The sequence below is a fragment of the Paenibacillus sp. cl123 genome, assembly GCF_900101595.1.
Lineage (GTDB): Bacteria > Bacillota > Bacilli > Paenibacillales > NBRC-103111 > Paenibacillus_G.
In genome coordinates this window covers 22,448-44,987 of record NZ_FMYY01000007.1, presented here as the reverse complement: position 1 = coordinate 44,987, position 22,540 = coordinate 22,448, and the positions used below count along the sequence as shown (strand labels likewise).

Annotated in this window: 19 protein-coding genes; 18 read left to right on the top strand and 1 reads right to left on the bottom strand. The window is 56.6% G+C overall.

Translation table 11 applies throughout. The annotated features are described in order from the left end of the window. Window positions 1–19 precede the first annotated feature (19 nt). The 16 genes from BLR08_RS13675 to BLR08_RS13605 all read left to right on the top strand — a co-directional run bounded on the left by BLR08_RS13675 (window position 20) and on the right by BLR08_RS13605 (window position 17,354). Window positions 20–1,585: a response regulator transcription factor gene (locus BLR08_RS13675; protein ID WP_072330822.1), complete on the top strand. Its 1,566-nt coding sequence runs from the start codon at window positions 20–22 to the stop codon at window positions 1,583–1,585. Between the two features lie 169 nt (window positions 1,586–1,754). Further along, complete coding sequence (locus tag BLR08_RS13670; protein ID WP_176835517.1) at window positions 1,755–4,949, top strand: sialidase family protein; 3,195 nt, start codon at window positions 1,755–1,757, stop codon at window positions 4,947–4,949. Between the two features lie 72 nt (window positions 4,950–5,021). After that, window positions 5,022–6,137 (top strand): pyridoxal-phosphate dependent enzyme, encoded by a 1,116-nt coding sequence (locus BLR08_RS13665; RefSeq protein WP_176835516.1) that lies wholly within the window; start codon window positions 5,022–5,024, stop codon window positions 6,135–6,137. Then, on the top strand, window positions 6,134–7,135 hold the full coding sequence (locus tag BLR08_RS13660) for a Gfo/Idh/MocA family protein (protein ID WP_072330828.1): 1,002 nt from the start codon (window positions 6,134–6,136) through the stop codon (window positions 7,133–7,135). The genes BLR08_RS13665 and BLR08_RS13660 overlap by 4 nt, the downstream gene beginning before the upstream one ends. Continuing rightward, window positions 7,135–7,869, top strand: coding sequence for an MBL fold metallo-hydrolase (locus tag BLR08_RS13655; protein WP_072330830.1), 735 nt, complete (start codon window positions 7,135–7,137; stop codon window positions 7,867–7,869). Before BLR08_RS13660 ends, BLR08_RS13655 begins: the two co-directional genes overlap by 1 nt. Window positions 7,870–7,904: 35 nt before the next feature. Further along, entirely contained in the window at window positions 7,905–8,783 is an 879-nt protein-coding gene (locus tag BLR08_RS13650) for a dihydrodipicolinate synthase family protein (protein ID WP_072330832.1), read from the top strand. 23 nt (window positions 8,784–8,806) lie between these two features. Next, entirely contained in the window at window positions 8,807–9,844 is a 1,038-nt protein-coding gene (locus tag BLR08_RS13645; protein WP_176835515.1) for a succinylglutamate desuccinylase/aspartoacylase family protein, read from the top strand. Beyond that, window positions 9,841–10,308 (top strand): NanQ anomerase/TabA/YiaL family protein, encoded by a 468-nt coding sequence (locus BLR08_RS13640; RefSeq protein ID WP_072330836.1) that lies wholly within the window; start codon window positions 9,841–9,843, stop codon window positions 10,306–10,308. Before BLR08_RS13645 ends, BLR08_RS13640 begins: the two co-directional genes overlap by 4 nt. Window positions 10,309–10,627: 319 nt before the next feature. After that, on the top strand, window positions 10,628–11,083 hold the full coding sequence (locus BLR08_RS30655) for a hypothetical protein (RefSeq protein WP_143151545.1): 456 nt from the start codon (window positions 10,628–10,630) through the stop codon (window positions 11,081–11,083). Window positions 11,084–11,309: 226 nt separating this feature from the next. Beyond that, complete coding sequence (radC, locus tag BLR08_RS13635; RefSeq protein ID WP_072330838.1) at window positions 11,310–11,999, top strand: RadC family protein; 690 nt, start codon at window positions 11,310–11,312, stop codon at window positions 11,997–11,999. Window positions 12,000–12,053: 54 nt separating this feature from the next. Continuing rightward, window positions 12,054–13,091 (top strand): rod shape-determining protein, encoded by a 1,038-nt coding sequence (locus BLR08_RS13630; protein ID WP_072330840.1) that lies wholly within the window; start codon window positions 12,054–12,056, stop codon window positions 13,089–13,091. 85 nt (window positions 13,092–13,176) lie between these two features. Further along, on the top strand, window positions 13,177–14,049 hold the full coding sequence (gene mreC / locus BLR08_RS13625) for a rod shape-determining protein MreC (protein WP_072330841.1): 873 nt from the start codon (window positions 13,177–13,179) through the stop codon (window positions 14,047–14,049). A 14-nt stretch (window positions 14,050–14,063) separates the two neighbouring features. Further along, the gene (gene mreD, locus BLR08_RS13620; RefSeq protein ID WP_072330843.1) at window positions 14,064–14,591 is read left to right on the top strand and encodes a rod shape-determining protein MreD; all 528 of its coding nucleotides are present in this window, start codon (window positions 14,064–14,066) and stop codon (window positions 14,589–14,591) included. A 70-nt stretch (window positions 14,592–14,661) separates the two neighbouring features. After that, the gene (locus BLR08_RS13615; RefSeq protein ID WP_072330845.1) at window positions 14,662–15,327 is read left to right on the top strand and encodes a septum site-determining protein MinC; all 666 of its coding nucleotides are present in this window, start codon (window positions 14,662–14,664) and stop codon (window positions 15,325–15,327) included. An 80-nt stretch (window positions 15,328–15,407) separates the two neighbouring features. Continuing rightward, window positions 15,408–16,205: a septum site-determining protein MinD gene (gene minD / locus BLR08_RS13610; protein ID WP_072330847.1), complete on the top strand. Its 798-nt coding sequence runs from the start codon at window positions 15,408–15,410 to the stop codon at window positions 16,203–16,205. Between the two features lie 6 nt (window positions 16,206–16,211). Continuing rightward, a complete protein-coding gene (locus BLR08_RS13605) occupies window positions 16,212–17,354 on the top strand; it encodes an FtsW/RodA/SpoVE family cell cycle protein (protein WP_072330849.1) in 1,143 nt (380 codons plus the stop codon). A gap of 283 nt (window positions 17,355–17,637) precedes the next feature. On the opposite strand, the gene BLR08_RS13600 is transcribed toward BLR08_RS13605, so the two are convergent. Then, window positions 17,638–18,297: an ANTAR domain-containing response regulator gene (locus tag BLR08_RS13600; RefSeq protein ID WP_083537128.1), complete on the bottom strand. Its 660-nt coding sequence runs from the start codon at window positions 18,295–18,297 to the stop codon at window positions 17,638–17,640. A 454-nt stretch (window positions 18,298–18,751) separates the two neighbouring features. Between BLR08_RS13600 and BLR08_RS13595 the strand changes: the two genes are divergently transcribed. Next, the gene (locus BLR08_RS13595; RefSeq protein ID WP_072330850.1) at window positions 18,752–19,993 is read left to right on the top strand and encodes a nitrate/nitrite transporter; all 1,242 of its coding nucleotides are present in this window, start codon (window positions 18,752–18,754) and stop codon (window positions 19,991–19,993) included. A gap of 51 nt (window positions 19,994–20,044) precedes the next feature. Then, window positions 20,045–22,462, top strand: coding sequence for a nitrite reductase large subunit NirB (gene nirB, locus BLR08_RS13590; protein WP_072330851.1), 2,418 nt, complete (start codon window positions 20,045–20,047; stop codon window positions 22,460–22,462). Window positions 22,463–22,540 lie beyond the last annotated feature (78 nt).

The following is a 22,540-nucleotide window of genomic DNA, read 5'->3' as shown; positions in this document are numbered from 1 at the left end:
AGCTCTGGAGGTGAAGGCATTGTATCGCGTACTACTTGTTGACGATGAGCCGTGGGCGATCAAATCGCTGAAATATTTGCTGGATTGGGAGAAGCTCGGTTATACGGTCGCGGGGGAAGCGTCCAACGGAGAGCGGGCGCTGGAGATGTTCCGGGGCGGCTCGTTCTCGTTAATCGTTACCGATATGAAGATGCCGGTTATGGACGGCGTCACCTTCATAGCTGAAGTGCGCTCGTTCTCGGATGTGCCGATCGCCGTAATGAGCGGTTACGAGGAGTTTGCTTATGTCAAGCAGGCCATGTCGCACGGAGTGAAGGATTATTTGCTCAAGCCCGTCGAAGCCGGTGATCTGGAGCGGGTGTTGAAAGCGGTGAAAAGCGATCTGAATCAGTCGCGCGCGCTTGAGCTGGGCAGCGTGGCGATGAAGGAGCGCATTGCTCGCGAGTGGGTGACCGGCTACACGGGCGGCGGCGAAGCGAAGGAAAGACTGAAGCTGTTCGGAGTGGAGCTTCGGGAGCGGCTTGGCATCTGCTGCCTGCTGGCGGAGGTGGATATAGGGGAGTTGACAAACGCCGAGTTGACCGACTCCGACTTGAATTACAAACGGTTTGCCGCCCGCAATGTCATCGAGGAAGTGGCGGGGCAGCATGGTTTCGTGTTCGAAGATTCGGATTTCAGATTCGGAATTGTGATTACGTCGGCAGCCGATCCGTTGGAACGGAAAGACGTGCTGGCATTGGCCGGGCAGATCAAGGAATATACGGAGAAGTTCGCCAAAGTCGGCATGGCGGTAGGCGTGGGAAGCATCGTATATGACATGAAGGAAGCCGCGGAATCCTTCGCGTTGTCCAGATGGATGCTGGATCAGCAGTTTTTTTTCGGCAAACGGATGGTGATCTCGGCGGAACAAATGGCGGCAAAGTCGGACAACGAAAGCTTGCAGGACTGGAATGCGATTCTTCAAACGGCGGGAACGGGAGATTTCGAATCGTTTAAGGGTTTACTGGAATCGCAATGGAGACGGTTCGCCCAGGCGAGCATCTCGCCCAATGCGGTCAAGTCCATGGTGCTGGAGCTGTATACCGTTTTTTTTCGGCTTGTCCGCGAACAGGGGGGCGACTACGAGTCGTTGTTCAACCCCAGGCTGAGGGATTATGAACGCATTATGGAAGCGGGAACGCTGGACGAGCTGTACGACATGACATGGAGCAAGTACCGGGAAACCTCCGCTTTGCTGCGCCGGGCCCAGCCGCAGACGGAAGGAGCGGTGGACTTCGTCGTCCGCTGGGTGGACGAGCATTACGGAGACAACTTGAGCATGCGCAGCATCGCTTCCCAAGTCTATATGAATGCGGCTTATTTGGGTCAATTGTTCAAGGCGGAGAAGGGCGTCGGCTTTAATGACTATTTATTCCAGGTGAGGATGGAGAACGCGAAGCGGATGCTGGCGGGGACGGATATGAAAGTGTACGAAGTGGCCCAGGCAGTCGGTTATAACGATTTGGACTGGTTCTACAAAAAATTCAAAAAGTATACGGGAATGAGCTCCAGCGAATACCGAACGGCGCATGCGGAGCGGTTTTGATCGTGTCTGGTCTGTGAAGCCGTTTACAACTTCTATAAATTCCCCCGTTATCATCTGCATGTTGTCCGGTTTTTCGGGTGCGGCGCGTGCGCGTATACTTTGAACTGTAAGCGGATCGGTTGCGCCGGTCCGGCTGCCAATATGCGCATAATGAAACGGGGGAGAAATGATGGCTCGGATGAAGCGGATGTGGAGCAAAGCCGGCAAACTGCAATTTTTCTTATGTACCGTTCTGATTATGGCGATGATAGCGCCGGAGGCATGGGCCGCCGGCGGGGTTCCCGACAAGGGCGCCCCGTCCAAAGCGGGCTCAGTCTCCGGCGCTAGCGCGCTTGAGGCCGTCGTTGGATATGCGGAAGACGACGTCAATCCCGAATGGGGACCGCTCGGCCGGTTCGGGTATGACGAACGTCTCGAACTGGACTACGAGGGACGAAGCGTCGGTGTTGATCTTGGCATGGTGCGGTCCTTCAACCGGATTGAAATCGTTTCCTCGGGCGGAGCGAACAGGGTGGAGAAGACGGATCTGTCGCTTTACATCGGTACCGACAACTACGAGTACGAGAAGGTGAACGATTGGGATTTCGTCAAGATCGGCAACCGCATCGTGTTGTATAACTTGTCGGAGACGGCCCGCTACGTCAAGGTGCACAACCACTTCGACGACCGTGTCGGTTCATTCTATCACAACCGCTTTCAGGATATGATCGGCGTTTATTCGCTCCCCGCGGGAAGCTGGACCGGCAGCGGCGGAGGCGGCTGGCTCTACCGCAAGCCGATTGCGATAACGAATCCGGGATCGGAGACGATCTTCGACCGGCCGGTCTACCTGGATAAGCAGCAGCTCGGCATCGAGGCGTTGATCCAGTCGGGCAAGCTGCAAGCCGATATGCGGGATGTCCGCTTCGCGGCCGGGGACGGCCGGGAGCTGCACTTTTACGCGGATGATGACGGGTTCTACGTCCGCATCCCGGAAATGCCGGCTTCCGCCAGTATGACGATCGACATGTATTACGGCAACCCGGACGCCTTGTTCCGCGGCGGTTCCCCGGAGGCGCTGCAGATCGAATACGGCAATAAAACCTTGATCGAGCACACGGCTGACTTGACCGCCGGAGAGCAGGAATTCGGCGGAGACCTGAAGCCGCTTCGCCTGAACGACGGAACCCTGGTGCTGATGGCCGGCTCGGACGGTCAGGGCATCCTGGCGAAATATTCCTACGACGGCGGGAAGAGCTGGACCAATCCGGAAAGCTTTGTCGATTCCGTCGTGCCGCAAGGGTCCTCGTTGTACGAATTTCCGGGCGGCGCTTACGTGGATCCGGCTACGGACGAAGTATATTTGTTTTTCAGCGTTCATCACTACTTCGGCGTGTGGGAAGGCAACAACTCCTGCCTGTCCGCCGACGCATGCCGCAACGACTTGTATATGGTGAAATCAACGGGATACGACGGCAAAAAACCGGTGTTCGGCGTTCCTCAGCAGATTACGGGTCTTCAGACGGCTTCGGGTGCGGCGATTCATTATTCGCTTACCTACACGAATCCGATTCGCCTGACGACGGGACGGCTGCTTGTGCCGTTCACGTATGTCATCAGCTCGGACGGCACCTTCGGCATCGGCGTGCTCTACTCGGACAACGACGGGGCATCCTGGAACAAAAGCGCCTCGGAGCTGAGCATTCCTTCCATCGGAGGCGAGGGCGGCGTGACCGAGGCGGCTATTGCGGAGCTGGCGGACGGCACCGTCAAGATGTACTTCCGGCAGCAGCGTTCGGACCTTTATACGCTGGGCGCGAGCACATCGACCGATCATGGCGTCACCTGGTCGCCGGTCGCGGACAGCGAGATCATGAGCAGCAACACATTTCCCGCCTTGATTCGCGACGGGCAGGACGATTTGCTGCTAACGTGGTCGGGGCATAACGCGCTTGGCGGCGGAAGCTACCAGCGCAACAATCTGACGGTTGCCTATAGCGAAGACGACGCATCAACCTGGAACGGCTATCTCGACTTGATGGGTCGAACGAGACTTTCGACGCCGGGCTGGCTGTCCCCGAGCGAGCAGAGGACGGTGGTGCAGGCAGACAAAATTCCGGCAGGCGACGACGCCTGGTTGTTCGCCTGGTCGGGGCCGGGCGGCGCGTACTCTATGCTCGTGGAGGACTTCGACCGTTATTTGCGGCGCACGCACGGCGTGATGGATTCGTTCGAATACGACAATCCGTTCATATCGCCGGATAACGGCAGCAGGCTGGCGAACGAACACTGGTGGAAGACGACGAGCGCGGGAGTTGTCGAGTCGAGCGGCGCGCGCGCCAAGCAAGGCGAACGATCGTTATATGTCGCCGACAATGCCGATGACAAAAAAATAACGGGAGCGTCCCGTCTGTTCCCGGCGTCGAGGAAAGCGAGCGTACAGTTTTCCGTCTATGGGGAAAGCTTCGGCAACGACCTGTACGTCTCGCTGCAAGAAGGATACTCGCAGCATTGGAACGCGCTTGGAGCCGGGTTCATCCTCCGGATCGGGCAGGACGGCTCATTGACCTATACGGATACCGCAACGGATTCCTCGACCACGGAGGCGAAGATCGGCTTCGTCAATCCCGATTCGAATCCGCTGACAGGCAATCTGATCGAGCTGGGATCGACAGGCAGCTTCGCGCTGGATTACCGCAATCGCAGCATCGGCGCCGATCTGGGCCAGGTGACGCCGATCTGGCAGATCAAGCTGCTGGACAGCAAGGCGTTCAACAAGCCGCAGCCCGACGGCACGCTGGGCAACCGGTTGCGGGAAGAACATCTGGAAGTCTACGTAAGCAATACGAATAACGGCGACTGGACGCGGGTGGACGGATGGAATTACGACAAGACGGACGGCAATATTACGCTCGACCTGCAGGGACTTTCCGTTGCGGCACGGTTCGTGAAGGTGCATCAAAGCTTCTCCGACGACGCGTTCACCTTCGGCGGACCTCAGCAGGAGATCATGGAGGTTGTGACGGACGCCAATCAGCCGATTGCGTTCTCCGAGCTGCCTGTGCCGGCCGACATCGGCTTAAACGAATGGACGCAGATCCGGATCGATTACGATCTGACGGAGGAATCGGCGGACATTTACGTGAACGGCGACTTTAAAGGCGTAATCTCCGACGCGCATCCGGGGGCGACGATCAATCATTTGATGTTTTCGAGCGGTGCGGCCGGCATGGGGACCGAGGTTTACATCGACGAGGTCATTATCCGGGACGGGACCTACCCGCTGCCCGTTGTATCGTCAGTTGGAGCGGAGTCCGGCGCGGAGACAGGAGCCGGCGGCAAGGGCAAGGGGAAAGGAAACGGGAAGGGCAAGTCCGATAAATAAAACAACGGCAGCCGGGCCTCCGCGAGGATGAGCGGCGGAGCGCCCGGTCGCATGGCATCAGGAGGGAATGCCTTGAGTCCGAAGCTTGAACAAGGAATATGGAAATACGGGAGCCGGCTGCCGGGCGTGTCCGAGGACTGCCGAATCACGCTTGGAGAAGGCCGGACTCCCTTGGTGCCAAGCGCCGGCATTGGCCACGATATCGGACTTGAGAGCCTGTACTTCAAGCTGGAAGCCTTGAATCCGACGGGCTCTTACAAGGACCGCATATCGGCGCTTGGCGTTTCGCTTGCGAAGGAAAGCGGCAAGACGGGCTGCATCGGCACGACGTCGGGCAATGCGGGCGCATCGATTGCGGCATATGCGGCGAGGGCCGGACTGAAGTACCAGGTGTTCGTGCAAGAAAATATCGTCCCGTCCAAGCTGGAGCAGGTACGGATTCATCGAGCAAGCATTACGAGAGTTCGAGGGTTCGGATTCGATCCGGCGATAGGCGAGCGCGTGTTCCATCATGTATTGCGTACGGCGGAAGCGCACAATCGGCAATTGATGGTGACGGCGTACGCTTATGCCCCCGAAGCCATGGAGGCGGTGAAGACGATTGCGTATGAAATCGCGGAAGCGATGCCGGAAGGAGGACCGGATGCGGTCTTCGTTCCGGTGGGCGGCGGTGGGCTGCTGTCGGGCATCGCGTGCGGTTTCGCCGAGCTGCGCGAGGAAGGTTCGTTCGGCGGAATGCCCCGGATGGCGGCCTGCCAGTCGGCCGGCTGCGCGAACGTGGCGAAGGCGTGGCGGCTTGGATTGAGCGAGCCGGTGCCGGGACCGTCCGTCTCGCGCATCTCCGGCATCCAGGTGCCGAATCCGCCCGACGCCGGGTTGGTGCTCGGGCATCTCGCGCAGAGCAACGGCTTTGCGGAGGCTGTCGAAGACGAGCAGACGTGGTATTGGCAGGAGCGATTGGCGGAGCGGGAAGGGATCTTCTGCGAGCCGGCCGGGGCGATCGCGCTGGCCGGCGTCGTTCAGGCGCTGCGCGAAGGGCGTATTGACAAGCGAGCCAAGGTAGTATGCATCGTCTCCGGCGCAGGTTACAAGGATGCCGAGCGAATGGGTGCCATGGCAAGCGCCGCGCCGGACATTCCTTGTCTATCCGTGGACGAACTAGAGATGGGGGCGGAGATGGAGATATGAAGACGATCAGGCTCGGAATGGTCGGCTTGGGGCGCTTCGCGCAGCTTCATCTGGCCTGCTTGCGGCAATTGCCGATGGTTGAAATCGCGGCGGTATGCGATGTTCGGAGAGAGGCTGCGGACGCGCTTGCGGCACAATTGGGCTGTCGCGGTTATTCGGATGTGCGTGACATGATTGGAGAGGAGGCGCTGGACGCCCTAGACGTGCTGACGCCGGAGGCCTTTCACTGCGAGGCGGCGATGGCGGCGCTGAATGCGGGCGTGCATGTATTCGTCGAGAAGCCGCTGGCGGTCGATCTGGCCGAAGCGGAGCGGATGACGGCGGCCGCCGCCGCGCGAGGCAAACTGTTAATGACGGGGCACCTGACGCGGTTCGATCCGCGCTATGTCGGTATGAGGCAGGCGATCGAGCGGGGAGAGATCGGACGGGTTCGCAGCTTTTATGCGAGGAGGAGCGATAAACGGGAGTTTTTTGGCTTGTACAAGCGAACGTCACCCATTCATATTCTCGGCGCCCACGATATCGATCAGCTCTTGTGGTATACAGGCGAGATGCCAATCGAAGTGTATGCGCGAAGCTCCTCCTCCGAGGAAGGCGTGGATCAGGTATGCGCGATGCTGGCGCTTCCGGGCGGCGCAACCGCCATACTCGACGCCAACTGGCTGGCGCCAAAGGCGTGGCCGGCCCCCCAGGATCAGTATACGCAGGTCGCGGGAGACAGAGGCGTGCTTGTTATGAGGCACCCGGATCATTCGCTCGGAATCTGCACGGAAGAGAAAAGCGAAATTCCGTATCTGTACGCAAATCGTGATCTATACGGGACGTTGGAAGGACCGCTCATGTCGGAGCTCCGTCATTTTGTCGATTGCGTGCGCGACTCCCGTCCTTCCGCCATTCTGCGGCCGGAAGACGCGCTGGGGGTCGTGCGGGTGGCGGAAGCCATCGCACGCTCCTGCGAGCTTGGCCGCGCCGTTCGGCTTGAAGAGAGGGGTTCCTGATGCGAGTCGGGGAACGGGTATACTGGATCGGCAGCGGCATACTTGGCATGAACATGACGGATGAACTGGACTGCAACGTTTATCTGCTCGACGGAGGAAGCGAGTGGGCGATGATCGATACCGGCGCCGGTTACGGCGTCGGCCGGATTGTCGAAGAATTGGAGAAAGACGGATTCCGGCTGGACCGGCTGCGTTACATTGCGCTGACGCACGCTCATGCCGACCATGCCGGCGGGGCGGCGGAGATAAGGCGGAGAAGCGGAGCCGCAATAGCTGCTTCGGAGCTGACGGCCGCGATGGTGGAAGCGGCGGACGAGGAAGCGATGGGGCTCCGGCAAGCGAGAGAAGCGGGCGTATACCCGGCGGATTATTCGTTTGCCCCGTGCCCGGCGGATGTGAAGCTGCGAGGCGGAATGAAACTCCGAGTTGGCGAGCTTACGCTGGACGTGCTGATGACGCCCGGGCACAGCCGGGATATGGCCGCCTATTATTGTCCCGAGCTCCGCACGTTGTTCAGCGGAGATACCGTGTTTGCCCGAGGGGAGATCGCAAGGCTCTCTACGCCGGACTTTTCGCTTGAAGAACTGCGCGCTTCCCTGCGGAAGCTTGTGAGGCTTGAAGTGGAGAGTCTGATGCCGGGGCATATGGCGCCGGTTGTCCGCGACGGCGGCTTGCCGATTCGCCAAGCTTTGCGAATGTTCGATCGAGACGAAATACCGCGCAGTCTGGTGTAAATAAAAATAGGAAACAAAAGGAGAGTCAACAAGATATGAGTCATAGCTTTTATACGGCGCTTGGAACCCCTGTCGACGAAGCGGGACACGTAATCGCCGAAAGCCTGGCCGGACATGTCGAGGATCAAGTGGACAGAGGGGCGGAGGGGCTGCTTGTAATGGGCTCAATGGGGATGCAGCCGGCTATAAGGAACGGCGAGTACGCGAAGGTTGCCCGGATCGCGGCCGAAGCCGCAAAGGGCGCATGCCCGGTTTACGTCGGCGTCATGGACAATGCCATCGCCCGAGTCAAGGATCGGATCGACAGCCTCGAAGGGTTGGCGATCGACGGGGTTGTAGCGACGCTGCCGTTTTTCTTTCTGCCTTCCCCCGGAGAAGCGGCGCGGTTTTTCCGCGGATTGGCGGATGCGTCGCCGTTTCCCGTCTATTTGTACGACTTGCCGGGCGTGACGCAATGCCGTTTGTCTGCCGCTGTCGTCATGGAACTGGCCGCGCATCCGAATATAGCCGGCATCAAGTCGGGTGATTTGGCATTGAGCCGCGTTCTCCAGTTAGAGCTTTCAGGCAGCCGTCCCGATTTTCAGATCATCTACAGCGGGCTGGATACGTTCGATGCGGCGTATTCATACGGCATTCGGCGCAACTTGGACGGCATGTTCAGCTGTACCGGGGCCGTCGCGTCGGACATGTACGCTGCGCTGCAAGCCGGACAACAGGTTACGGCCGCGGGCAAGCTGGACGATATTCTCGGACTTCGCAATTTGTTCGTGGAAGTCGGCGTTTTCCCCGGATTTACCTGCGCCATGAACCTGCTTGGCTTTGAAGGCCGGTTTCACCCGGATTACAGTGCGGCGCTTGGTCCCGCCCAAGCTGAACGAGTGAAATCGTATATGAAGAAAATCAGCCTGATTTGAGGAACGAACAGAGGATGGATCAAATGAAAATACTTGATAAGCCCGAGCGTATGCCTGCGGAACAGTTCGGATCGGCGACGATTGCGAGATTGGAGAGGCGACGGCTGGAGCTGACGTTCGAGGCCGACGAACAAGGGGAGGAAGGGAGCATTCCCCTGCATATTCTAGCCGGAGCGGAGCCGGGGCCAACGTTGCTCGTGCTCGCGGCAGTTCACGGCGACGAATATGAAGGTGTACAGACCGTAATCGAACTGGGACGCCTGCTTAAGCCCGGCGATATACGCGGCACCTTGCTGATGGTCCCGGTCGCCAACCCATACGCCTATCGTGCGGCGAATCGCTGCGCTCCGGAGGACGGCCGCAATCTGGCCCGCGAATTTCCCGGGAACCCCGAAGGGACGTTGACACAGCGGCTAGCTTGGCAGATTGCTCATCGTTTGATAGATCAAGCCGATTTTCTGCTCGATCTGCACAGCGGCGGCACTTATTATGAAGTGGCCGAACTGGTGGGCTACTACGATAAAGATGAGACGGAAGCCGGCAGAAGATCCAAGGCGGCGGCTGAGGCGTTCGGTTTAGAGGTGCTTTGGGGACACCGGGAGACCGGCCCCGGGAGAACGATCACTTATGCGAACGAGCGGGGCATCCCCTGGCTGTACACGGAAGCGGCCGGAGGCAGGCGCATCAAGCGGCAGGAGCAGCTTCGCTTCCGTCAAGGAGCTCTGCGGCTTATGAATCATTTGGGCATGCTGGTAGCACCGGGATGTTGGATCGAGGGAGAGGCTGCGCAGGTTATTTGCCGGTTGGGCGGCAGCGGCGATTTCGACGGCTCGGTCACGGCCGAATGCGAAGGCTTCTTCATACCCGAGGTTGAATTGCTTCAACGGGTAAGGCGAGGTGCGCCAATTGGCGCCATTTATGACGGCTACGGCCGGGAGAAAGCGGAATTGTGTGCTATAAGCGACGGCGTGATCGTGGGACTGGCGGGCACTCCGGCCGTTGCGGTCGGGTCGGTCGTCTACATGATCGCTGAAGAGTACGAAGGGGAGATAAATGGATGATCGTTGGACAATTGCGGCACAGCGATAGCGAAGAGAAGATGTACGCGCCAGCGATCCGGGAAGCGCTCGCCTATTTGCGCAAGACGGATCTGGCGGCGCTGGAGCCGGGACGGCACGAAATAGACGGAGACAGAATGTTCTGCATGATCAGCGAATGCGAGACTTCGCCGCTGTCGCAGCGAAAGGCCGAGTCCCATCGCGCTTATATCGATGTCCATTGCGTGCTGAGCGGAGCGGAGAAGATCGGATTTGCAAGATGGTCGGAAGAGCAGGAGGTTGTCGAAGATTTATTGGCATCAGGAGACGCCTTATTATATGACGAGCTGCGCGACGAGGCGGAATTATGGATGCGGCCGGGCAGCTACGCCGTCTTCCTGCCGAACGACTTGCACCGGCCCGGCGGGAGGCTGGGAGAAGAACCGAAGGTGCGCAAGGCAGTCGTTAAGATCAAGTGGGAGCATTAACCGGAAAGCATTCTCCTCTGTCGGAATTCCCTTGCCGACAATCGCATGAGATCGCACAGGACCGGCATCAAAGCATAGTGAACTCACTTTCTTAAGCAGACTTGTCCATAATATACTGTTTGCATCATATACAATTTTGCGAATAGAAGGGCGGATCCGATTACGCCTGAGGAAGACACGGCAAGCTGGCGCGAGGAAATGAGGATTTTCGTAAAAACACTCGTGAAAGCGTATCTGGATCATCCAGGATTTGCTGATATTCCGACTACGGGCGTTTCGTTTACCCGGAACAATCTTAAAGTACGATTGGGCGCTTCGGATGATGAAGGAATTTCCGATCAACGATTTTGAGAAGATCTCCTTCCTCCTGTTGATCAGCGGCTATGCCAAGTCGGTCGGTACCCTGGAGGGATATGATCCAGGCGATCCGGGAGAGATGCACAGTCCGATTGGCGACGATCCGATTTTGGATTGGAACGAATTTTGGACGGAATCGAGCAGTAAATCGAGCAAAGGGGTTTCAAGCAAAAGCCGAATGATGTATAGGAACAGGGGCTCCGGTGTTCATCGTGGACATTGGAGCCCTTTTTTGTCATTTCAAGAAATGAAGAGCTTCACTCTTATAACAGGCCTGATTTCACCGCGAAACGGTCGCGTTCTCAAGCGGGGGAGTCAATGCCGTCCGTCTTGCCTTGACCTGTGTACCGGCGGGCCAAATGCGGCTGCAACTTCGTATCCACATCGCCGAGCGCAGCATGCAACCGGGCATGCGTGAGGATTGGAGTGCCGATACCGGCTGCCTTTGAACGCCATTTCGACCGAAACAGACTTAAATAAAGTCTTCCTGACGAAAATAATAAAGTCTGTGTCCTCCACGAAAACGTTAAGGCTGCAAGCCTCTGGCTTCCGCTTGTACCGGCCTGTTTCCCGTTTTTTTGTTTGCTGTTTTTTGAACGTTCGAAATGGTATAATGGAAACTCGAATGGAAAAGGGGGGAATACATGGAATCGCTCAATATTACATTGCGCGATGTCCCAAATGAAGATCGACCTAGAGAACGAATGATGCAGCATGGGGCTGAAGCTTTAAGCAATGCGGAGTTGCTTGCTATTCTATTGCGTACCGGCACGATCGCCGAATCGGCGGTTCGACTGGCCGAACGTCTGCTGCGGGAAAGCGGAGGCTTGCGCAAGCTGGCCGATGTCAGTATCGAGCAATTAACCGAGATCAAAGGAATCGGGGCCGCTAAGGCGCTGCAGATAAAAGCCGGAATTGAGCTCGGTCGAAGAATGGCCCGATCGGCGATGAACGATGCCGTTACGATCCGCTCTCCGCAAGACGCCGCCGCGCTGCTGATGGAAGATATGCGTTATTTGCAGAAAGAGCATTTTGTATGCTTGTTTCTGAATACTAAAAATCATGTGATCGGACAGGAGACCTTGTCGATGGGGAGCTTGAACGCTTCGATCGTGCATCCGCGGGAAGTGTTCCGGGCGGCGATCAAGCGCAGCAGCGCGTCGATCGTATGCGCGCACAACCATCCGAGCGGGGACCCGACGCCGAGCCCTGAGGATATACAATTGACCCAAAGATTAGTAGAGGCCGGCGAGATTGTTGGCATCGAGGTGCTTGATCATTTGATCATCGGCGACCGGCGTTTTGTGAGTTTGAAGGAACTCGGAATGATGTAATATAATAATCAGATGCGTGCGATACGCCTTCACCAATAGAAGGGAGAAACATGGATGTTCGGATTGGGAGGATTTACGAAGGATTTAGGCATTGATTTGGGTACGGCGAATACGCTCGTATATGTGAGAGGAAAAGGGATCGTCGTCAGGGAGCCTTCCGTTGTCGCGATCCGTACCGATACGAAGACGATCGAGGCAGTCGGCAATGACGCCAAAAAAATGATCGGGCGCACGCCGGGCAATATCCGTGCGATCCGCCCCATGAAGGATGGCGTTATAGCGGATTTTGAGACGACATCCACGATGATCAAATATTTCATCCGGCAGGCGCAAAAGCAGCGTCTGCTGTTCCAGCGCCATCCGAGCGTCATGGTATGCGTGCCTTCGGGCATTACGGCGGTGGAGAAACGGGCGGTGGAGGATGCGACGCGGCAGGCGGGAGCGCGGGATGCTTATACCATCGAAGAGCCGTTTGCTGCAGCTATCGGCGCCGATCTGCCTGTATGGGAGCCGACAGGCAGTATGGTGGTGGATATCGGCGGCGGCACGACCGAGGTTGCGGTCATTTCGCTGGGCGGTATCGTAACGAGCCGTTCGATCCGGGTGGCCGGAGACGAGATGGACGAAGCGATCACCCAGTATATCAAGCGTACTTACAATTTGATGATCGGCGAGCGGACCAGCGAGCAGATCAAGATGGAGATCGGCTCCGCTTTGCCGATGGAGAAGTCGGCCAAGCTGGAGATTCGCGGCCGTGATCTTGTGTCCGGACTGCCCAAGACGATGTCCGTCTCCTCCGATGAGATTACCGAGGCGCTTGGAGACACGGTGAACAGCATCGTCGAGGCGGTCAAGGTGACTTTGGAGAAATGTCCACCCGAGCTGTCGGCGGATATTATGGACCGCGGCATCGTGCTGACGGGGGGCGGAGGCCTGCTGCGCAATCTGGACAAGCTGCTGGCCCGCGAGACCGGCATGCCCGTACTTGTTGCGGAGAACCCGCTGGACTGCGTAGCTATCGGGACGGGGCGCGCGCTCGAGAACATTCATTTATTCCGCAAATCGGGCCCGGCGAGCAAAGCACGCCGTTAATCCGCGCCGGAAAGCGGATGACGCCGGTAAGAAGGCGGTTTCGCTCACTTTCTATCAAAGTTTGCAAGTTTGGAAGGTGTAAGCATTGAAGCTATTGGGGAACAAACGGCTGCTGATCCTGATGCTGGGTCTCATTCTTTTTATCGTGCTCATGGGACTGACCTATGGGAAGCGCGGTTATGAGACCTGGCCGGGGAAGTTTGTCAAAGATACGGTTTCATTCACGCAAGGGCTGATTTATAAACCGGTAGGAGCGGTGGTCACCTATTTCCAGGAAATTGGCCAAATCCGCACGATCTATGAGGAGAACCGGGTGCTTCGAGAGACGTTGTCCCGGTATGCGCGCGATACGACTCGGCTGAACGATCTGGAACTGCAGAACCAGCGGCTTCAGGATGGGCTTGGCTTCACGGAGCGGCAAAAGCAGATGAACAAGTATAAGTTCCGTATAGCGGAGGTTGTGCAGTTTATCCAGCAGGGGAAAACGATTACGATCAATCTGGGCGAGAAGGACCATATCCGTCCGAATATGGCTGTTATTTCGGTAGAAGGCTTAATCGGCCGCGTAACGGAAGTATCGGCATTTTACTCGAATGTGCAGCTGCTTACGGGGATTGACGATAAAGCGTCCATCGACTCCAAAGTGACAACTCTCGATTCCAAGGCCATTGCTGTCACGGCGAAGGGACGGGTGAATGAGACGTTTGGCCTGATTGAGCGTTACGATCCCGATACCAAGATGCTCATTATGACCAAGATCGACCGCAACGATCCGCTGCAGGTAGGGGATACGGTTATTACCTCCGGGCAAGGGCTCGTATTTCCGCGCGGTATCGAGGTCGGCAAGGTCGTCGAGCGCAAGGAAGGCGACTTCGGCATCACGCATGTGGCCATGATCGAGCCGCTTGCCTCGTTCAATCATCTTCGCGAAGTTTTTGTCGTCGAAGTGCCGGAGTGAGGTGGGGAGCGACTGTGATTCATAAAAAGCTGTGGCTGCTGCTGGCTTTGCTCTTTCTGCTCGAGCCCACGCTGCTCCCGTGGATTCTTCCGCTGGGGTGGCAGACGAATGTGGAGGTCAATCCGCATTTCGTTCTCGTCCTCGTCCTGTACATCGGACTTTATGTCCGCCGGCATGTGGCTTTGGCTTATGGACTATTGTTCGGCTTCCTGTATGATTTTCTGCTGTTCACGCCGATGCTGGGGCCCACTTCGTTCGCGATGGGGGTAGCCGGCTATGCGGCGGGCCTGATGCAAGGGAGGATGTATTCCAGCATCGTCATGAGCATGCTTGTGATCGGGAGCGGGCATTTATTCTATGATTCGATTCTGTACGGTATCCATCGGCTGTTTCGGGTAACGAATGTTTCGTTTGAGTGGATCTTTCTGCATCAAATCCTGCCGAGCATGCTGATTAATTTATTATTCGCCTTGGCGATCTATGTCCCGGTGCGCCGTATGTTCGAGAGCCTGCCCGGGAAATCGGCGGAGAAGGAAGAATAAATTTCCTTCTTACGGCAGGAGAACGCCTGCTCCAAGCCGAATTGTATAGGCTTAGGAGGTAGGAACGTTTATGACGGCAGCCAAACATCATGTGACCATCAAGGGAGTGAAGGACGGGCTCGTCTTTTTGCTGGACGATGCGTGCGAGTTCTCCAAGGTGCTGGAAGAGCTTAACCACAAGTTGGAGAAAACGCATCAGCAAATCTTGACGGGACCGATTATTCACGTGCATGTCAAGCTCGGCAAACGGGCGGTGACAGATGAACAAAAAGAGCAAGTGCGCCGCATTATCGGGCAGAAGGGCAACCTGCTCATTCAAACAATGGAAACGCTCGACCCGTCGCATGACAGGACAATGCCGGACCCTGCGGACGTCAAGATCGTCCGGGGGATCGTTCGTTCCGGCCAAACCTTGACGCATGAAGGCAATATGCTGTTTCTCGGTGATGTCAACCCGGGTGGAGCTATTGTCAGCACGGGCAGCATTTATATTATGGGATCATTACGCGGGATGGCGCACGCCGGCTCGGACGGCGATGAACGGACAGTCATTGCGGCTTCGTATATGCGTCCCACGCAGCTTCGCATCGGGGGGATCATCTCTCGTCCGCCGGACGAATGGGACCTGAGCGAAGCTTTTGATGCGTACATGGAGTTCGCTTATATTAAGGACGGCAAGATGGAGATAGACAAGGTTCATCATATGCACAGATTCACGCCGCTTCATCATGCCTAGCCGGATGCACCGGCTTCGGGGGATCGGCGACTGTGCAGCTGACGCACAGCATAACTAGAGGCAGAGAAGGAGTGGGACCTATGGGAGAGGCAATTGTCATCACTTCAGGCAAAGGCGGCGTCGGCAAGACGACGACCTCGGCAAATATCGGGACGGCTTTGGCGCTTCAGGGGAGAAAGGTTGTCATGGTCGATACGGATATCGGCCTGCGCAACCTGGATGTCGTGATGGGGCTGGAGAACCGTATTATTTATGATCTGATCGATGTGGCCGAAGGGCGTTGCCGTCTGGCCCAGGCTTTGGTAAAAGACAAGAGGTTCGACGAGCTGTACATGCTTCCGGCCGCGCAGACGAAGGATAAGCATGCCATTTCCCCGGATGCTGTCCGGCAGATCGTACTTGAGCTCAAACGCGAATTTGAGTTCGTTATCATCGACTGTCCGGCCGGTATCGAGCAGGGCTTCAAAAATGCCGTTGCCGGGGCGGACAAGGCGATTGTGGTGACGACGCCGGAGAACGCGGCTGTCCGCGACGCTGACCGGATTATCGGCTTGCTCGAGAAGGAGCCGAACGTGGAGTCGCCCAAGCTGGTCATCAACCGGATTCGGCCGATGATGATGAAGAAGGGCGAAATGCTGGATATCGACGAGATTTGTTCCGTGCTTGCGATCGACCTGCTGGGGATTGTGCCGGACGACGAATATGTGATCAAGGCTGCCAATACGGGAGAGCCGACCGTGATGAATCCGAATTCCCGCGCGGCCATCGCCTACCGGAACATCGCCCGCCGCATGCTGGGAGATACGGTGCCGCTGATGCAGCTGGAAGACCGCCCGGGGATGTTCGGCAAGATGAAAAAGTTTTTCGGGATAGGATGACGCAAGGTGCTGCACAAGTTTAAAAAAATAGATCCGCTGATCGTGACTTTGCTCATCCTGCTTATCTCGGTCGGCGCGCTGCTTCAATATAGTGTTGGCGTGGGGAACTCTTCCTTTGCATTCGATGTAAAGAAGAGCATCGTCATCTATTTGATTTCTATCCTGGCGTTTGTCGCAGCCGCTTACTTCGATTATCGGATACTAACCAAAGTTTCGTTGTACTTATACGGCTTCGGCGTGCTTTTGCTGGTGGCCGTTTACTTTTTCGGCTCCAATATCAATAACGCCCGCGGATGGTTCAGGCTCGGATTTCTTGACTTCCAGCCCGTTGAGCTGATGAAGATCATACTGATTATTACACTGGCCGCGTTCATGGCAAGGCGGAAGGGCGAGCCGCTGGAGCTGATTCGGGATATTGTGCCGATCGGGGTTCTGGTGGCTATTCCGATAGGGCTTGTCCTCCTTCAGCCGGACTTTGGGAACGGTCTGATTCTTGCTGTGCTGCTGGTCGGCATGCTGTGGATCGGCAACATTAAAGGCCGGTTTGTATTAATCGGCGTATCGCTGATGGGCGGAGTCTCTTATTTGCTGTTGTTCCTGGTCAATCAATATTATAAGATTCTGATTGACTTTCTTAGCGGCAAAAATTTGCCCGTGCAATGGATTGTGCGGATCAATACGTTTCTGAATCCTACGGATGCCGGAGATAACGAAAGCTACCATGTCAAAAGCGCGATTCGTTCGATCGGCTCCGGCTTTTTGACGGGAGAGGGGTATCTTCAGGGGACCTCGGCCCGTTCTGTGCCGTACGCTTACTCGGACTCCATCTTTGCGGTGGTCGGCGAAGAATTCGGCTTCGTGGGAGCGTCCATCCTGCTGCTGATGTATTTTGTTCTGATTTACCGTATGATCCTGATTGCCTTGTACTGTAATAATTATGCCGGATCGTACATCATTATCGGGATCGTCTCCATGCTGGTGTTCCAAATCTTCCAGAACGTGGGGATGATGATCGGCATCATGCCGCTTACCGGCATTACGCTGCCATTCGTCAGTTACGGGGGGACATCCCTGTTGATTAATATGGTATCCATGGGCCTTGTGATGAGCATCAAAATGCATGATGATAAGCTGCTGGATGAGGATTAGAGCCGGGGCGGCGAGTATGCAGAGAAAGGGCATGTAGAGAGTATGTAAAGAGGTCAGAGGCTAGAGGTCAGGCGCCTGCGAGCGAAGTTGCTTGCAGGCGCTTATTTTGGGTTTGGCTGCCTGTGTTTAAATAAGAGCGGAACAATCGATGGGGAACATCTTATAAGGCGGGGGAAGTCTTGAGGTGACGGGACTTTCGCTTGATCATCTTAAGGAGATGAGCAAGAAGCTCTAATGCCTTGTACGCAGAGCCGGCAACAGAGCATTGCACTCCCTTTTGATATCACGATCGTCGCTTCCGTCCTCCTTCTTCATTGTGCAGCAGTTGATAGACGGAGACGATGGAGCCGGCCACGTCGGCCATTCGCTTGCGTTCGTTCATGGCTTGTTTGCGCAGAAAGTCGTAAGCCTCCGCCTCCGTAATACCTTTGATTTTGGTGAGTATATGCTTGGCTTGGTCAATCCGCTTCCGTTCCTCCAGACGGGACAAAAGCTGTTCTTTCTCCTGCGCCCATTCCGTACGGCGGAAAAAGTGATTGGCTCCCACCTGAATGGCGCAATGAATCTCGAGATCTGTCATCCCGCCACCCAGCATGCCGTCGATCTCCGCATCGAGCCTGCACTCATGGCTGGGGAAGCTTTGCCGGTCACACCACCAGAATACGGGCAGACGGCGGACGGCTAGCGCCGCGGCTCGCCAATATCCGATATGTTCGGTACGGACATTCAGCACGAAGGCGTCCGCTTTGCTGCTATAGAAGGCAAGCTCCTCGGGATTAGCCGCAGGATAGAGACGGAATCCCATATTTCTCAGTTTATTCAGAGCAGCGGAAAAGGTCGTGTTGTCTTGAGGAAGAGAGGAGATGGAGGCCTCATCTGCGTCTGGGACTGAAGCGGACGCAGACGGATGCCCTTCCTGAATGACCACAAAGGACTGGAACATGACGATTCTACCTCCAAACGGATAATAAAGCTCCAATAAATTTTATATGTTATTTATTTGTTATATTTATGTTACAAAATGAAAGGTCGCTTACGGGGCATTTAAAAATATAACATGAAAATCACCATTTTGTCGATGTATTCAAACGTTTTTAGTAACATAACATAATTTTAATGTTATGTTTATTGACATTTTTAATTAGGGTTCATATAATAACGCTATGAACAATGATGTTCAGGAGCGACACAAAGATGTGTCTGTTTATCTGGCAACGGCGCCTATCCTTTACAATTGCGTAAATCGGATAGGCTTTTTGTGTGCAATGGGCATAAAAAAGACAAAAGCGCCGGCACAATGCTGTGCCTGACGCTTCGGCAATGAAGCCGGGGAAAGTCTCTGTGAAGCGGGACTTTCACCGGCTTTTTAGGTAAAACGTCCAAAGGAGAGGGTAGCGGTGGTTGATCGGAAAAGTTTTTTGCAAAGCGGGCATAAAGGTTCGCTGCTAAGCGCGTTTCTGTACTTTGACGTTAGCTTTATGCTCTGGGTGCTGCTCGGGCCGCTGGCCGTTCTCATCGCTAATGATTATGGCTTGAACGCTGCGCAGAAAGCCAATTTGGTCGCTTTGCCCGCGCTTGGAGGGTCGGTGCTGAGACTGGTGCTGGGCTATCTGACCGATCGGATCGGGGCCAAAAAAACCGGAATCCTCGGCATGCTGCTAACGGTAGTGCCGCTCCTGTACGGATGGAAGCTGGCAAGCTCGCTAAACGACATGTATTTCGTGGCCTTGATGCTTGGTATCGCAGGCGCCAGCTTCGCTGCCGCTCTGCCCCTCGCCAGCCGCTGGTATCCGCCCCAATATCAGGGGCTTGCGCTCGGCATCGCAGGAGCGGGCAACAGCGGTACTATTTTCAGTACGCTGTTCGCGAATCGCCTCGCTCAGCACTATGGCGACTGGCATCTGGTGTTCGGGCTCGCCCTTATTCCGCTGGCTGTCGTATTTCTGATCTTTTTGTTTACGGCCAAAGACAGCCCGACGCAGCCTGCTCCTCTCAAGCTGGCCGACTACGGACGCGTTCTGCGGCAGAAGGATACGTGGCTGTTCTGTTTCTTCTATATGGTTACGTTCGGAGGCTTTTCCGGAATGGCCAATTATTTGACGATCTTCTTTAATACCGAATATAAGCTCAGCGCCGTGACCGCGGCCGACTTTGCCACTATCTGCATTATTGCAGGCAGCTTGTTCCGTCCGATAGGCGGGTATTTGTCGGACCGCATGGGGGGGATCAAAATGCTGATGCTGCTCTATGGCGTGATCGGGGTCATGCTGGCGGCCGTGTCGATGCTGCCGGCCTTGTGGCTGACGACGGCTTTGCTGTTCGTAGCCATGATGGGAATGGGGATGGGCAATGGAGCCGTCTTTCAACTGGTGCCGCAGCGCTTCAGCCATGAGGTCGGCATTATTACCGGGATCGTCGGGGCTGCGGGAGGTTTGGGCGGGTTTTTCCTCCCCAAAATTTTGGGCACCTTGAAGCTGACGACGGGCTCTTTCACACCGGGCTTTCTGGTTCTGAGCGTCATCGCTTTGTCCTGCATCGTTGTCATAGCAGCCGTACAAGGCAAGTGGAAGCGCACCTGGGTCGGCGAGGGAGGGAAAGTCCAAGCGACCGGCGCTCTTGACAGCGTCGGAACCGTTTAACGGAGACGCCCCCACAGCGGACCGCCGTCACCATAAGGGAGGATGATTGAGATGAACAAAGAAAAGCTGGTGCTGATTGGCAATGGCATGGCGGGAATGAATGCGGTCGAGCATTTGCTTAAGCTGGCTCCGGACAAATATGACATCATCGTATTCGGCGATGAGCCTCATCCGAACTACAACCGGATTCTGCTCTCCTATGTGCTGGCCGGGGAGTCGGAGATCCGGGATATTGTGATACATCCTCTGGAGTGGTACGAGAGCAAAGGGATCAAGCTGCATGCCGGCGACAAGGTGACTGCTGTCGATACGACCCGGCGGACAGTGAGCAGCGAACGGGGGGTCACTGTCCATTATGACAAGCTGGTGATAGCGACCGGGTCGAAGCCTTTCATGCTGCCGGTGCCGGGAGCGGAAAAGGAGGGGGTGATGGCCTACCGGACGATCCGCGACTGCGAGAGGATGATCGAAGCATCGAAGACGTACCGGAAAGCGGTCGTCATCGGCGGCGGTCTTCTCGGTCTGGAAGCCGCAAGAGGTTTTCTGAATCTGGGCATGCAGGTGGATGTCGTCCATCTCAGCGATACGATCATGGACCGGCAGCTCGACCGTACAGCCTCACATCTGCTCCAGGAAGCGCTGGAGAGGCAAGGAATGAACTTCCTGCTCGGCAAGCAGACGGCAGAGATTACGGGAGAGAGTCGGGTCACGGGCCTGCGATTCCAGGATGGAACAAGCGCGGAGGCTGATCTGGTCGTGATGGCCGTCGGCATCCGGCCGAACAGCGGGCTGGCCCTGGAGGCGGGCATCGCGTGCAGCCCGGGTATCGTCGTGGACGATTACATGCAGACGAGCGATCCGCATGTGTTCGCAGTCGGCGAATGCGCGATGCATCGCGGCATCGTATATGGGCTCGTTGCACCTCTGTATGAGCAAGGGGCGGTGCTGGCCAAGCGGCTGGCAGGCGTGGACACTGCCCCTTATGAAGGGTCGGTCGTTTATACGAAGCTGAAGGTATCCGGGGTCGATGTATTTTCCGGAGGCAGCTTCCAGGATAGTCCCGGGACGAAGGCGATCCGCATACAGGACGATTTCTCCGGGGTATACAAGAAAGTTGTGATGAAGGACAACCGGATCGTCGGAGCGGTGTTGTTCGGCGATACGGCGGACGGCACGCGGCTCATGCAGATGATTCGCGAAGGTACGGACATCAGCCGTATGGAGAAGACGGCCATTTTGCAAGACCCTTCAACCGGAACGGCAACCGGCAGCGGTACGGCGTCCATGAGCGACGACGCAATCATATGCGGCTGCAATGGGGTGACGAAGGGGGTGATCTGCTCGGCGATCCGCGACCAGGGGCTGACCAGCGTGGAGGAAGTAAAAAACTGCACGACCGCATCCCGCTCTTGCGGGGGCTGCAAGCCGCTTGTGGCCGATTTGCTGGCGCTGACCCTCGGGGACGCTTTCGACCGTACGAAGGCGCGGGAGACGATGTGCGGGTGTACGGGGCATACGCGCGATGAAATTGTGGCCGCTATCCGGGAAAAAAGGCTGACACATGTGCGGGAAGTCATGAACGTGCTTGGATGGAAAAACGAAGAGGGCTGCTCCAAGTGCAGGCCGGCTCTGAATTACTATCTGGGCATGATTTTCCCGGATGTTTACGAGGATAACAAGGCATCGCGCTTCGTGAATGAACGGATGCACGCAAATATTCAGAAGGACGGCACGTACTCGGTCGTTCCCCGCATCTACGGAGGGGTGACCACGCCGTCCGATCTGAAGCGGATTGCGGAGGTAGCCGAGAAGTTTAACGTACCGACGGTCAAGCTGACCGGGGGGCAGCGGATCGATCTGCTCGGTGTCCGGAAGGAAGACCTGACCGCAATGTGGGAGGAGCTTGACATGCCCTCGGGCTACGCCTACGGCAAAGCGCTGCGCACCGTGAAGACATGCGTGGGCGAAACGTACTGCCGCTTCGGCACAGGCGATGCGATGGCGGTGGGGATCGCGCTGGAGAAGCGCTTCGAGCGTCTGAACACGCCTGCCAAGGTGAAGCTGGCGGTGTCCGGATGTCCCCGCAACTGCGCCGAGTCGGGCATCAAAGATTTGGGCGTTGTCTCCGTAGACGGCGGCTGGGAGCTGTACGCCGGCGGTAACGGAGGCGTGAAGGTGCGGGTGGGAGATCTGCTGACAACCGTGAAGACGGAAGCGGAGATTATGGCCTACACCGAGGCTTATCTGCAGTACTACCGGGAAACGGGGAATTACGGCGAACGCACGAGCGAGTGGGTGAACAGGCTGGGCATCGACCATATCCGCCGTGTGGTCGAGGACTCCGAACAGCGACGGGAGCTGGGCGGGCGTATGGCGGCGGCACTGGCCGTAACGAAGGACCCTTGGCAGGAGGCGATCCGCAGCGAGAGCATCCGGAAGGATCTGTATGAGGTTGTCGAGCTGAAATAGACGCGGGGAGCAAACAGGCAGAGGCTTGGGCAGGAAGAGGAGTATGAATTCCATGACCTAACAGGCAGGAACGGGAGG

What these genes read in the sequence shown, in the direction of transcription:
- BLR08_RS13670 (WP_176835517.1), top strand. Translation starts at nt 1,755, where the DNA reads ATGGCTCGGATGAAGCGGATGTGGAGCAAAGCCGGCAAACTGCAATTT.
- BLR08_RS13660 (WP_072330828.1), top strand. Translation starts at nt 6,134, where the DNA reads ATGAAGACGATCAGGCTCGGAATGGTCGGCTTGGGGCGCTTCGCGCAG.
- BLR08_RS13655 (WP_072330830.1), top strand. Translation starts at nt 7,135, where the DNA reads ATGCGAGTCGGGGAACGGGTATACTGGATCGGCAGCGGCATACTTGGC.
- BLR08_RS13650 (WP_072330832.1), top strand. Translation starts at nt 7,905, where the DNA reads ATGAGTCATAGCTTTTATACGGCGCTTGGAACCCCTGTCGACGAAGCG.
- BLR08_RS13645 (WP_176835515.1), top strand. Translation starts at nt 8,807, where the DNA reads ATGAAAATACTTGATAAGCCCGAGCGTATGCCTGCGGAACAGTTCGGA.
- BLR08_RS13640 (WP_072330836.1), top strand. Translation starts at nt 9,841, where the DNA reads ATGATCGTTGGACAATTGCGGCACAGCGATAGCGAAGAGAAGATGTAC.
- BLR08_RS30655 (WP_143151545.1), top strand. Translation starts at nt 10,628, where the DNA reads ATGATGAAGGAATTTCCGATCAACGATTTTGAGAAGATCTCCTTCCTC.
- radC (WP_072330838.1), top strand. Translation starts at nt 11,310, where the DNA reads ATGGAATCGCTCAATATTACATTGCGCGATGTCCCAAATGAAGATCGA.
- BLR08_RS13630 (WP_072330840.1), top strand. Translation starts at nt 12,054, where the DNA reads ATGTTCGGATTGGGAGGATTTACGAAGGATTTAGGCATTGATTTGGGT.
- BLR08_RS13615 (WP_072330845.1), top strand. Translation starts at nt 14,662, where the DNA reads ATGACGGCAGCCAAACATCATGTGACCATCAAGGGAGTGAAGGACGGG.
- minD (WP_072330847.1), top strand. Translation starts at nt 15,408, where the DNA reads ATGGGAGAGGCAATTGTCATCACTTCAGGCAAAGGCGGCGTCGGCAAG.
- BLR08_RS13600 (WP_083537128.1), bottom strand. Translation starts at nt 18,297, where the DNA reads ATGTTCCAGTCCTTTGTGGTCATTCAGGAAGGGCATCCGTCTGCGTCC.
- nirB (WP_072330851.1), top strand. Translation starts at nt 20,045, where the DNA reads ATGAACAAAGAAAAGCTGGTGCTGATTGGCAATGGCATGGCGGGAATG.